This is a genomic window from Sabulicella flocculans (assembly GCF_045449635.1).
Classification (GTDB): Bacteria; Pseudomonadota; Alphaproteobacteria; order Acetobacterales; family Acetobacteraceae; genus Roseococcus.
Genome location: NZ_JBJJBR010000011.1, coordinates 39,170 through 50,173, shown reverse-complemented (window position 1 = coordinate 50,173; position 11,004 = coordinate 39,170). Strand labels below are relative to the sequence as shown.

Genomic DNA, 11,004 nt, shown 5'->3' with positions numbered 1-11,004 from the left:
GGAATGTCATTCAAGGTTTGCCCATGACTCCCACGCTGGAGGTCCGCGACCTCAAGACGCATTTCTTCACCCGCGCCGGCGTGGTGAAGGCGGTGGACGGCGTCTCCTTCACCGTCGGCCGCGGCAAGGTGCTGGGCCTCGTCGGCGAATCCGGCTCGGGCAAGTCGGTCACCGGCTTCTCCGTCATCGGGCTGGTGGATGCGCCGGGCCGCGTGGTCGGCGGCTCCATCCTGTTCCAGGGCAAGGACCTGGCGAAGCTGGATGAGGAGGAGATGCGCAAGCTCCGCGGCAACCGCATCGCCATGATCTTCCAGGACCCGATGATGACGCTGAACCCGGTCCTGCGCGTGGACACGCAGATGATCGAGACGGTGCTGGCCCATGAGCAGGTGGACCGCGAGACCGCCCGCCAGCGCGCGCGCGACGCGCTGGGCATGGTCGGCATCCCCTCCCCCGACGAGCGGCTGAAATCCTATCCGCACCAGTTCTCCGGCGGCATGCGCCAGCGCGTGGCCATCGCCATCGCCCTGCTGCACCGCCCCGACCTCATCGTGGCCGACGAGCCGACGACGGCGCTGGACGTCACCATCCAGGGCCAGATCCTGGCCGAGGTGCAGAAGCTGGCCGCCACCACCGGCACCAGCATCATCTGGATCACCCATGACCTGTCCGTGGTCGCCGGCCTCGCCGACGACATCGCCGTGATGTATGCCGGCCGCATCGTCGAGGACGGGCCGGTGGGCCAGGTGCTGGACGCGCCGCTGCACCCCTACACGGTGGGCCTCATCGGCAGCGTGCCCAGCCGCAACCGCCGCGGCGAGCCGCTGCGCCAGATCCCCGGCATGACGCCCTCCCTGCTCAAGCTGCCTGCCGGCTGCGCCTTCCGCACCCGCTGCGAGCGCGCCGACGAGGCCTGCCTGCAGGAACCGGCCCTGACGCCTCTGCGCGAGGGCCAGCGCGCCCGCTGCTTCCACCCGCACCTGGAAGGCGTGCCGGCATGAGCGACGCGCCCATCACCGCCGCGGAGCGGCCAATCATCGAGCTGCGCGACCTGTCCCGCCGCTTCGAGAAGAAGCTCGACTTCGCCGGCAAGATCGCCCGCCGCCTCGGCGCGCCGGTGCGCGAGGAGACGGTTCACGCGGTGGACCGCGTGAACCTCTCCATCCGCAAGGGCGAGGTGGTGGGCCTCGTCGGCGAGTCCGGCTGCGGCAAGTCCACCCTGGGCCGCATGGTCGCCGGCATCCTGCCGCCTTCCGACGGCACCGTGCTGTGGCGCGGGCGGGACGTGGCCGCGCTGGACGGCCCCGCGAAGCGCGAGGCCAAGCTGCGCACGCAGATGATCTTCCAGGACCCCTATGCCAGCCTCAACCCGCGCATGCGGGTGGAGGACATCGTGGGCGAGGCACCCGCCTTCCACGGCATGGTGCCGCGCGGCCAGTTCGACGCCTATGTGGACGCGCAGATGCGCCGCGCCGGCTTGGACCCCGCCTTCAAGAAGCGCTACCCGCACCAGTTCAGCGGCGGCCAGCGCCAGCGCATCGGCATCGCCCGCGCGCTGGCCGTGCAGCCCGAATTCATCGTCTGCGACGAGGCGGTGGCGGCGCTGGACGTTTCCATCCAGGCGCAGATCCTCAACCTGTTCATGGCGCTGCGGCGCGAGCTGGACCTGACCTACCTGTTCATCTCGCACGACCTCGGCGTGGTGGAGCACCTGAGCGACCGCGTGGTCATCATGTACCTGGGCCGCGTGGTGGAGCAGGCGCCGGCCGAGGAGGTCTTCAAGCGCCCCAACCACCCCTACACCGTCTCGCTGCTCTCGGCGGTGCCGCGCATCGAGGCGCGCAAGCGGGCCTTCAACACCGTGCAGGGCGAGATCCCCTCGCCGCTCAACCCGCCGCCGGGCTGCCATTTCCACCCGCGCTGCCCGCACGCCTTCGACCGCTGCCGCGTCGAGGTGCCGGCGCTGAAGCAGGTGGCGCCGGGCCATTTCTCGGCCTGCCACCTGAACGACAAGGCGGCGTGATCCCGCCTTTCTTCGCGCAGGTGGCGACGCCGCGGCTGCTGCGGCGCCTCGCCTTCGGCCAGGGCGCGTTCGAGGACGACCCGGCCTGGGCCCAGACCGGCGCGCGCTCCCGCGCCGAATACGCGCGCTGGGCCAATCACCTGTGTGGCATGGCCTGCCTGCAGATGGCGCTGGGCGCGCTGGGCCGTCCGGTGCCCACCATCCACGCCCTGCGCCGCGCCGTGCAACGCCTGGGCGGCTACGAACTGCAACAGGATGGCAGCATCCGCGGGCTGGTCTATGCCGGCGCCGTCGCCTGGCTGCGCCGGCAGGGCATCCCGGCGGAGATCATCCTGGACCAGCCCGCCGCCGCCATTCCCGGCTGGCTGGCAGCCGGGCGGCTCTACGTCGCCTCCGTCCATCCGGCCATCCGCACCCCGGCGGCCGACCCGCCGCAGACCGGCGGGCACCTGGTGCTGGTGTTCGGCACCGACCGGCAGGGCCGGCTGCGCTTCCACAACCCGTCCGGCCACCTGGCGGCCACCCGGCGCGACGCGCGCCTGGACGTGCCGAGCTTCGCGCGCTTCCACGCCGAGCGCGGCATCCTGCTCGGGTGATGCGGCGCGACACCGGGCTGGTCCTGGCCACCGCCTACACCCAGTCGGTGGGCTGGGGCACCCTGTTCATCCCCTTCGCCCTGCTGCTGCAGCCGATGGAGCGCGACCTCGGCTGGTCGCGCGCCACGCTGTCGGGCGGCTTCACCCTGGGGCTGCTGGTGGCCGGCGTGCTGGCCATCCCGGTCGGGCGGTTCATCGACCGGCATGGCGGGCGGCTGCCGCTGGTCGGCGGGGCGCTGCTGGGCGCCGCGGCGCTGGCCGGCTGGGCGCTGGTGACGCACCCGGTCGCCTTCTACCTCGTCTGGGCGGCCATCGGCGTGGCGCACGCCACCGCGCTGTGGGTGGCGGCGATGGCGGTGGTGGTGGCGGTGGCGCGCGACCCCACGCGAGCAGTGACCGGCATCACCCTGATCTCCGGCTTCACCGGCACCGTCTTCGTGCCGCTGGTGGCGGCGCTGGAGGTGCAGCTGGGCTGGCGCGGCGCGCTGGGCGTGCTGGCGGCCATGCAGCTCTCCTGCGCGGCGGTGGCGTGGTGGCAGTTCCGCGCCGCGCCGCACGCGCCGCGCGCCGCCGCGCCCTCGCCGCCGCTGCGCGACATCTGGCGCATGGCGGGCTTCCGGCCGCTGGCGCTGTGCCTGGCGGCGCATTCCTTCATCGGCACGGCGCTGGGCGCCCACCTGGTGCCCCTGCTGCGCGAGACCGGGCTGGCCGAGGGCAGCGTCCTCCTGCTGGCGGCGCTGCACGGGCCGGTGCAGGTGGGGGCGCGCGCCCTGCTGTTCGCCGCCGGGGGGCGGCTGCCGGTGCTGCTGGCCGGCAATGTGGCGACATGGCTGCTGCCGCTGGCGCTGCTGTGGCTGGCGCTGTCGCCCGCGCAGGTGGTGGCGCTGCTGCCCTTCGTGCTGTTCTGGGCGGTCAGCGACGGGCTGCTGACCATCGTGCGCGCCGCCGGCACGGCGGAGATCCTGGGGCGCGAGGGCTATGGCGCGGTCAGCGGCGCCTTGCAGCTGCTGGCGGTGGCGCCGCGCATGGCCGGGCCGGTGCTGGTGGCGCTGCTGTGGGAATGGCAGGGCGGCTACGCCGCGGCGCCCTGGCTGCTGGCCCTGCTGGGGCTGGTGGCGGCGCTGGCCTTCCGCGCCGCCATCCGGGTCACACGAGCCGCCTGAGCTCGTGCTTCTGGATCTTGCCGGTGCTGGTCTTGGGCAGCTCGGTGAAGACCACGCGCTTGGGCACCTTGAAGCCGGGCAGGATGCCGCGGCAATGCGCCACCAGCGCGGCCTCGTCCGCCTCCTCGCCGGGCTTCAGCTCGACGAAGGCGCAGGGCACCTCGCCCCATTTCTCGTCCGGCTGGGCCACCACGGCGGCCACCGCCACCGCCGGGTGCTTGTACAGCGCGTCCTCCACCTCGATGGAGGAGATGTTCTCGCCGCCCGAGATGATGATGTCCTTGGAGCGGTCGCGCAGCTGGATGTAGCCGTCCGGGTACTTCACCGCGAGGTCGCCGGTGTGGAACCAGCCGCCGGCGAAGGCCTTGGCGGTGGAATCGGGGTCCTTCAGGTAGCCCTTCATCACCACGTTGCCGCGCATCATCACCTCGCCCATCGTCGCGCCGTCCGCCGGGACGGGCGCCATGGTCTGCGGGTCCAGCACGTCCAGGTTCTCCAGCGGCAGGTAGCGCACGCCCTGGCGCGCCATCAGCCGCGCCTGGTCGGCGGCGGGCAGCGTGTTCCAGGCCGCGTGCCACTCGTTGGTGACGGAGGGGCCGTAGCATTCCGTCAGCCCATAGACGTGCAGGATGCCGAAGCCCGCCTGGCGCATCGCCGCCAGCACCGCCTCGGGCGGCGGGGCGCCGGCCACCACGAAGGTCAGCGGGCCGGGCAGGCTGCGCTTCTCCGCCGCGTCGGTGCCCAGCAGCGTGGACATGATGATGGGCGCGCCGCACATGTGCGTCACCTGCTCATCGGCGATCAGGCGCCACAGCACCGGGCCGCGCACGGCGCGCAGGCAGACATGGGTGCCGGCCATGGCGGTGACGGTCCAGGGGAAGCACCAGCCGTTGCAATGGAACATCGGCAGCGTCCACAGGTAGCGCGGATGCCGCGGCAGCCCTGCCGACACCACGTTGCCCATGGCCAGCAGCTGCGCGCCGCGGTGATGGTAGACCACCCCCTTCGGCTTGCCGGTGGTGCCGGAGGTGTAGTTCAGCGCGATGGCGTCCCATTCATCCTGCGGCAGCGGCCAGGCGAAGCCGGCGTCGCCGGTGCCGAGGAACGCCTCGTAGCCCGTGCCGCCCAGCGTGTCGTCCGAAGGCGCCTCGCTGTCGTTCACCTCGATGATGTGCGGCCTGGCGGCGCATTGCGCCAGCGCCAGCCGCGCCACCGGCGCCCATTCGCGGTCCACCACCAGCGCCTTCGCCTCGCCATGGTCGAGGATGTAGGCGATGGTCGCAGCGTCCAGCCGCGTGTTGATCGTGTTCAGCACGCAGCCGGCCATCGGCACGCCGAAATGGCACTCCACCATCTCGGGGATGTTGGGCAGCAGCACGGCCACCGTGTCGCCGCGGCCCAGCCCCAGCTGCGTCAGCGCGTGGGCCAGCTTCACGCAGCGGTCGCGCAGCTCGCGGTAGGGGCGGCGGGTGGCGCCGTAGGCGATGGCGGGCGCGTCGGGGAAGACCTGGGCCGTGCGCTCCAGGAACAGCAGCGGCGTCAGCGGCTGGTGGTTGGCCGGGGTGCGCGGCAGGGTATCGTTCATCGGTCGGTCCAGTGCGGTTCGCGCCGGGCCAGGAAGGCGGCGATGCCTTCCCCGGCGTCGGCGGCCAGGAGGTTCTCCTCCATCGCGGCGGAGGCGCGGCGGTAGGCTTCGGGCAGGTCGCAATCCGCGTGGTCCAGCACGGCGCGCTTGCCCAGGCGGATGGCCCGCCCCGAGCGCGCGGCGATGCCGGCGGCCATGGCCAGCGCCGCCGCGCGCGGCTCGGCCTCCAGGCGCGTCGCCAGCCCCATCTGAACCGCCTCGGCGGCCGGGACCACGCGGCCGGTCAGCAGCATCTCCATCGCCGCGCGGCGGCCCACCGCGCGGGTCAGCGCCACCGAGGGCGTGGAGCAGAACAGCCCGATGGCCACGCCGGGCGTGCAGAACCCCGCCGATGGCGCCGCCAGCACCACGTCGCAGGAGGCCGCGAGCTGGCAGCCGGCGGCGGTGGCGATGCCCTCCACCGCGGCGATCACCGGCACGGGGTGGTTCACCACCGCCTGCATCACCTCGGCGCACAGCGCCAGGGTGCGGGCGAACAGGGCGCGGCCGCCATCGGCATCGTCGCGCGCCGCCGTCATCTCGCGCAGGTCGTGGCCGGCGCAGAAGGCCGGGCCCTCGGCGGCCAGCACCACGCAGCGGGCGTCCTCGGCTTCCCGCAGCGCGTCGCGCAGCGCCTCCAGCATGGCGAGCGACAGGGCGTTGCGCGCGGCCGGGCGGTCCAGCACCAGCAGCGCCACGCCATCCGGCCCGCGCGTGGCGCGGATCATGCCGGCGCGCGGCCCAGCGCGGCGCCGATCTCCTCCAGGATCATCGGGTCGTCGATGGTGGGCGGCACGGCGTAGTCCTCGCCATCGGCGATCTTGCGGATGGTGGCGCGCAGGATCTTGCCCGAGCGCGTCTTGGGCAGGCGGTGCACCACCCGCGCATCCTTGAAGGCGGCGACGGGGCCGATGCGCTCGCGCACCAGGGCCACCAGCTCCTTCGCCACCTGCGCCTCGTCGCGCGCCGCGCCGGCCTTCAGCACGACGAGGCCCAGCGGCGCCTGGCCCTTCAGGCTGTCCGCCATGCCGACCACGGCGCATTCCGCCACGTCCGGGTGGCTGGCCAGCACCTCCTCCATCGCGCCCGTGCTCAGGCGATGGCCGGCGACGTTGATGATGTCGTCCGTGCGGCCCATCACCCAGACGAAGCCCTCCTCGTCCACCATCCCCGCGTCCGAGGTGTCGTAGAAGCCGCTGAAGGTGGAGAGGTAGGCCTGCCGATAGCGGTCCTCCGCCTGCCACAGCGTCGGCGCGCAGCCGGGCGGCAGCGGCAGGCGGATGGCCAGCGCGCCCTGCTGGCCGCGCGGCACCTCGTGCCCGTCCTCGCCCAGCGCCACCACGTCGTAGCCCGGCGCGGCGCGGCCGCCTGAGCCCGGGCGTGGCGCGAACAGCCCCCATTCGCGGAAGCCGGCGGTGATCGGCCAGCCGGTCTCGGTCTGCCACCAATGGTCCACCACCGGCACCCGCAGCGTCTCCGCCGCCCACAGCGCGGTGGGCGGGTCGCAGCGCTCACCCGCGAGGTAGAGGGCTTCGAGCAGCGACAGGTCGTGCTTCGCCATCAGCGCGCCCTGCGGGTCCTCCTTGCGGATGGCGCGCAGCGCGGTGGGGGCGGTGAAGAGCAGCTTCACCCCGTGCTCGGCGCAGACGCGCCAGAAGGTGCCGGCATCGGGCGTGCCGACCGGCTTGCCCTCGAACATCACGCTGGTGATGCCGGCCAGCAGCGGCGCGTAGACGATGTAGGAATGGCCCACCACCCAGCCGACATCGCTGGCGGTCCACATCACGTCGCCGGGCTTCAGGCCGTAGATCAGGCTGATGGAGCGGTGCAGCGCCACCGCATGCCCGCCATTGTCGCGCACGATGCCCTTGGGCTTCCCGGTGGTGCCGGAGGTGTAGAGGATGTAGAGCGGATCGGTCGCCGCCACATCCACGCAGGGGTGCGAGGCGCCATTGGCCTCCTCCTCGGCGAAGTCGAAGTCGCGGCCCGGCTCCAGGCTCGCCACGGCCTGCTCGCGCTGGAGGATGAGGCAGAAATCCGGCTTGTGCGGCGACATGCCGATGGCCGCGTCCAGCAGCGGCTTGTAGGCGACCACCCGCCCCGGCTCCAGCCCGCAGGAGGCGGCGATGATCGCCTTGGGCGTGGCGTCGGCGATGCGCGCGGCCAGCTCCGCCGCCGCGAAGCCGCCGAAGACGACGCTGTGGATGGCGCCCAGCCGCGCGCAGGCCAGCATGGCCACCGCGGCCTCGGGCACCATGGGCATGTAGATGATGACGCGGTCGCCCTTGCCCACGCCGCGCGCCGCCAGGGCGCCGGCCAGCCGCTCCACCCGGCCCAGCATCTCGGCATAGGTGAAGCGCTGCACGCGCCCGGTCATCGGGCTGTCCCAGATCAGGGCGGTGCGGGCGCCGTGCCCGGCCTGGACGTGGCGGTCCAGCGCGTTGTGGCAGGTGTTCAGCGCGCCATCGGGAAACCAGCGGCCATAGGGGCCCTGCGCGGCGTCGAAGGCCTGGGTGGGGAAGCGGGACCAGTCCAGCCCGCGCGCGGCGTCGAGCCACCAGCCCAGCGGGTCGCGCCGCCATTCCGCGTAGCGGTCCTCGTAGCTGGACATGCCTGTTCCCCTCCCGCGATGGATTGCTTTTCTTGCGGCGCAGCATAGGACCCGGCGGATGCCCTTGCCAGCCCCCGCCGGTGCGCCGCAGCATGGCGTCATGTCCACGCGCTTTGCCGCGCTTCCCGGCAACCTGCGCGGGGCCATCCTGATGTCGCTCTCGGCGCTGATCTTCGCCGCCGAGGCGCTGTTCATCCGCTGGATGGGCGACCGCGGCATCCCCACCGCCACCCAGGTGCTGTTCCGCGCCGCCGGGCAGCTGGCCTGGATGGCGCCGGTGGTGCTGGCGGGCGGGCTGGCGGTGTTCCGCACGCGGCGGGTGGGGATGCACCTGCTGCGCGGCTGCTCCTCCGCCGCCACCTGGGGGCTGTACTTCCTCAGCTTCACCCAGCTCTCGCTGGCCGCCGCCACCGTGCTGTCCTTCACCAACGTGATGTTCACCACCCTCCTCGCCCGGCCGCTGCTGGGCGAGCGGGTGGACGCGGCGCGCTGGGCCGGCACACTGCTGGGCCTCGCCGGCGTCGCCGTCATGCTGCGCCCGGGCACCGACCTGCCGGTGCTGGGCGTGCTGGTGGCGCTGGGCGCGGCGCTGACCTGGTGCGGCATCACGCTGACCTCCCGCCTGCTGTCGCGCACCGAGCGCACGGAAACCATCGTCGCCTGGGTCGGCCTCGTCACCACCGCCGCGGCGCTGCCCTTCGCCATCGCCACCTGGCAGCCGGTCGGCGCGGCGGACCTGCTCATCCTCACTGTGTTCGGGCTGTTCACGCCGGGCATCATCTGGCTGATCACCGAGGCGCTGCGCGCCGGCGAGGCCAGCGCGGTGGCGCCGTTCCAGTACCTGCGCCTGGTCGTCATCGCCGCCTTCGGCTGGGCGGTGTGGGGCGAGGTGCCCGACGCCTGGACCTGGGCGGGGGCGCTGGTCATCCTCTCCGGCGCCGTGGTCATCACCGTGGCGGAGGCCCGCCGGCGGTGACGCTGGCGCTGCAGCTGCTGCCGCTCCTCCTGCTGCTGGCCCTGCTGGCGAGCGGGCGGGTGGGGCCGGTGGCGGCCTGCGGCGCGGCGCTGCTGGCCGCCCTGCCCGGCATCGCGCTGACCCTGCCGGGGCCGCTGCCCGCCTTCCTGCTGGCCGAGACGCCGCGCGCCGCCTGGCTGGCCGCGCAGCCCATGGCGGTGGTGGCAGGCGGGCTGCTGTTCCAGGCCGCCGTCGCCAGCCCGGCCGACGCCACCCCGCGCGAGGCCAATGCCGCCCGCGCCTTCGCCTGCGTGCCGCTGGGCATGTTCCTGGAAAGCGTCACCGGCTTCGCGGTCGGCGCGGTCTTCGCGCTGGTGGCGCTGCGGCGCATGGGCATCAGCGGGCCCGTCGCGGTCGCGCTCTCCCTGCTGGCGCTGACGCTGGTGCCCTGGGGCGGGCTGGGGCCGGGCACCACGCTGGGCGCGGCCCTGGCCGGGGTGGGCGCGCATGACGCCGCCGCCCTGGCCGCCTGGCCCAACGCGTTCTGGGTGGCCTCGCTGGCGCCGGTGGGGTGGGGGCTGCTGCGCGCCGCCGGGCTGCGGCTGACGGGGGGCGAGGCGGCGGTGCAGGCCGCCGCCCTGGCCGTGCTGGGCGTGCTGCTGGTGCTGGCCCACCGCGTGCTGCCGTTCGAGCTGGCGGGAATCGCCGCCGCCGGGCCGGTCGCCGCCTGGGCGCTGTGGCGGGCCGACCCGCCGCCCTCCATGCGCGCGGCGCTGGCGGCCTGCTGGCCCTACCTGTTGCTGACCGCCTGCCTGCTGGCGGCGCGCGCCGTGCCGCACCCGCCGGCCTGGGCGCCCTTCGCCGGGCTGCCCGCCTTCCCGCTGACCCATGTGGCGGTGGTGCTGTGGGCGGTGTCGCTGGCGCTGCTGGGGGCGCGCGGGCGGCTGCCGGCGGCGCGGGGCGCGCTGGGCCGGGCGGGGCGGCCGGCGCTGACCATGCTGCTCTACGTGGTGCTGGGGCGCTGGCTGGCGGGCTCGGGCGTGGCGGCGGCGCTGGCGGCGGCGCTGGTGGCCGGCAAGGGCGCCGCCGCGCCCTTCGCCCTGGTGCCGATGGGCTTCGGGGCGGGCTTCGTCACCGGCTCCAATGTCGGCGCCAATGCCGCCCTGATGCCGGTGCAGGCGGCGCTGGGCCAGGCGCTGGGCTGGGGGCCGCTGGTGGCCCCGGCGCTGCACAACTTCGCCGGGGCGGCGGGGGCGGGCATGGCCATCGCCGGCACCTCCATGCTCTGCGCGCTGGACGGCGCGGCGCGGCCGGGGCAGGTCTGGGCGCGGGCCTGGCCAGCGATGGCGCTGGCCGTCGTCTGGGGGACCGCCTTCATGCTGTGGTGGCGCTGATGTGGGACAAGGCCGAGAAGGCGCTGCGGCGCGACCCGCTGTTCCGCCCCCTGCTCAAGCGCATCGGCCCTTGCGCCCTGCTGCCGGAGCCGCGCGAGCCCTACGAGGCGCTGGTGAGCGCCATCGCGCACCAGCAGGTGCATGGCAACGCCGCCCGCGCCGTGCTGGGCCGGCTGCGCGGGTTGCACCCGGGCGGCTTCCCGCCGCCGCGCGTCGTGCTGGACCTGCCGCCGGAGGCGCTGCGCGGCTGCGGCTTCAGCATGTCCAAGGTCGCCGCCATCCGCGACATCGCCGAGAAGGCGCAGGGCGGGCTGGTGCCGACGTTGGAGGAAGCCGCGACGCTGGAGGACGAGGCGCTGGTGCAGCGCCTGGTCGCCATCCGCGGCGTCGGGCGCTGGACGGTGGAGATGCTGCTGATCTTCACCCTGGGCCGCCCCGACATCCTGCCGGTGGATGATTTCGGCGTGCGCGAGGGCTTCCGCATCCTCACGAAGGCCGAGGCGCAGCCGAAGCCCAGGGAACTGGCCACCATCGGCGCCGCCTGGGCGCCCTGGCGTTCGGTCGCCGCCTGGTACCTCTGGCGCGCGGCGGACGAGCACAAGAAGGTGAAGCCGCCGGCGCCGTGAGGGCGGGCCGGT

10 protein-coding genes are annotated in these 11,004 nt (G+C 74.1%); 7 read left to right on the top strand and 3 right to left on the bottom strand.

The window, feature by feature from the left end; genetic code table 11:
* Positions 1 to 23 precede the first annotated feature (23 nt).
* The 4 genes from ACI6QG_RS11815 to ACI6QG_RS11800 are packed head-to-tail and all read left to right on the top strand — an operon-like array spanning position 24 to position 3,782.
* The gene (locus ACI6QG_RS11815) at positions 24 to 1,001 is read left to right on the top strand and encodes an ABC transporter ATP-binding protein (protein ID WP_407024763.1); all 978 of its coding nucleotides are present in this window, start codon (positions 24 to 26) and stop codon (positions 999 to 1,001) included.
* On the top strand, positions 998 to 2,023 hold the full coding sequence (locus tag ACI6QG_RS11810; RefSeq protein WP_407024762.1) for an ABC transporter ATP-binding protein: 1,026 nt from the start codon (positions 998 to 1,000) through the stop codon (positions 2,021 to 2,023). The genes ACI6QG_RS11815 and ACI6QG_RS11810 overlap by 4 nt, the downstream gene beginning before the upstream one ends.
* Positions 2,020 to 2,619: a cysteine peptidase family C39 domain-containing protein gene (locus ACI6QG_RS11805; RefSeq protein ID WP_407024761.1), complete on the top strand. Its 600-nt coding sequence runs from the start codon at positions 2,020 to 2,022 to the stop codon at positions 2,617 to 2,619. Before ACI6QG_RS11810 ends, ACI6QG_RS11805 begins: the two co-directional genes overlap by 4 nt.
* Positions 2,619 to 3,782 (top strand): MFS transporter, encoded by a 1,164-nt coding sequence (locus ACI6QG_RS11800; protein ID WP_407024760.1) that lies wholly within the window; start codon positions 2,619 to 2,621, stop codon positions 3,780 to 3,782. The genes ACI6QG_RS11805 and ACI6QG_RS11800 overlap by 1 nt, the downstream gene beginning before the upstream one ends.
* Here ACI6QG_RS11800 and ACI6QG_RS11795 read toward each other — a convergent pair.
* From ACI6QG_RS11795 to ACI6QG_RS11785, 3 genes are read right to left on the bottom strand one after another with little or no spacing between them, the layout of a single operon-like run.
* Positions 3,766 to 5,367 (bottom strand): acyl-CoA synthetase, encoded by a 1,602-nt coding sequence (locus ACI6QG_RS11795; RefSeq protein ID WP_407024759.1) that lies wholly within the window; start codon positions 5,365 to 5,367, stop codon positions 3,766 to 3,768. The genes ACI6QG_RS11800 and ACI6QG_RS11795 overlap by 17 nt on opposite strands.
* Positions 5,364 to 6,134, bottom strand: coding sequence for an enoyl-CoA hydratase-related protein (locus ACI6QG_RS11790; RefSeq protein WP_407024758.1), 771 nt, complete (start codon positions 6,132 to 6,134; stop codon positions 5,364 to 5,366). Before ACI6QG_RS11790 ends, ACI6QG_RS11795 begins: the two co-directional genes overlap by 4 nt.
* Positions 6,131 to 8,017: an AMP-binding protein gene (locus ACI6QG_RS11785; protein WP_407024757.1), complete on the bottom strand. Its 1,887-nt coding sequence runs from the start codon at positions 8,015 to 8,017 to the stop codon at positions 6,131 to 6,133. Before ACI6QG_RS11785 ends, ACI6QG_RS11790 begins: the two co-directional genes overlap by 4 nt.
* Positions 8,018 to 8,117: 100 nt before the next feature.
* Between ACI6QG_RS11785 and ACI6QG_RS11780 the strand changes: the two genes are divergently transcribed.
* Genes ACI6QG_RS11780 through ACI6QG_RS11770 form a run of 3 tightly spaced genes read left to right on the top strand, consistent with a single transcriptional unit; the run spans position 8,118 to position 10,992 of the window.
* On the top strand, positions 8,118 to 8,993 hold the full coding sequence (locus tag ACI6QG_RS11780; RefSeq protein WP_407024756.1) for a DMT family transporter: 876 nt from the start codon (positions 8,118 to 8,120) through the stop codon (positions 8,991 to 8,993).
* Positions 8,990 to 10,366: a hypothetical protein gene (locus tag ACI6QG_RS11775; protein WP_407024755.1), complete on the top strand. Its 1,377-nt coding sequence runs from the start codon at positions 8,990 to 8,992 to the stop codon at positions 10,364 to 10,366. The genes ACI6QG_RS11780 and ACI6QG_RS11775 overlap by 4 nt, the downstream gene beginning before the upstream one ends.
* On the top strand, positions 10,366 to 10,992 hold the full coding sequence (locus tag ACI6QG_RS11770; protein ID WP_407024822.1) for a DNA-3-methyladenine glycosylase family protein: 627 nt from the start codon (positions 10,366 to 10,368) through the stop codon (positions 10,990 to 10,992). The genes ACI6QG_RS11775 and ACI6QG_RS11770 overlap by 1 nt, the downstream gene beginning before the upstream one ends.
* Positions 10,993 to 11,004 lie beyond the last annotated feature (12 nt).

Bases quoted from the DNA above. Each gene is read 5' to 3' on its own strand.
- ACI6QG_RS11815 (WP_407024763.1), top strand. From the start codon at position 24: ATGACTCCCACGCTGGAGGTCCGCGACCTCAAGACGCATTTCTTCACC.
- ACI6QG_RS11810 (WP_407024762.1), top strand. From the start codon at position 998: ATGAGCGACGCGCCCATCACCGCCGCGGAGCGGCCAATCATCGAGCTG.
- ACI6QG_RS11800 (WP_407024760.1), top strand. From the start codon at position 2,619: ATGCGGCGCGACACCGGGCTGGTCCTGGCCACCGCCTACACCCAGTCG.
- ACI6QG_RS11795 (WP_407024759.1), bottom strand. From the start codon at position 5,367: ATGAACGATACCCTGCCGCGCACCCCGGCCAACCACCAGCCGCTGACG.
- ACI6QG_RS11790 (WP_407024758.1), bottom strand. From the start codon at position 6,134: ATGATCCGCGCCACGCGCGGGCCGGATGGCGTGGCGCTGCTGGTGCTG.
- ACI6QG_RS11785 (WP_407024757.1), bottom strand. From the start codon at position 8,017: ATGTCCAGCTACGAGGACCGCTACGCGGAATGGCGGCGCGACCCGCTG.
- ACI6QG_RS11780 (WP_407024756.1), top strand. From the start codon at position 8,118: ATGTCCACGCGCTTTGCCGCGCTTCCCGGCAACCTGCGCGGGGCCATC.
- ACI6QG_RS11770 (WP_407024822.1), top strand. From the start codon at position 10,366: ATGTGGGACAAGGCCGAGAAGGCGCTGCGGCGCGACCCGCTGTTCCGC.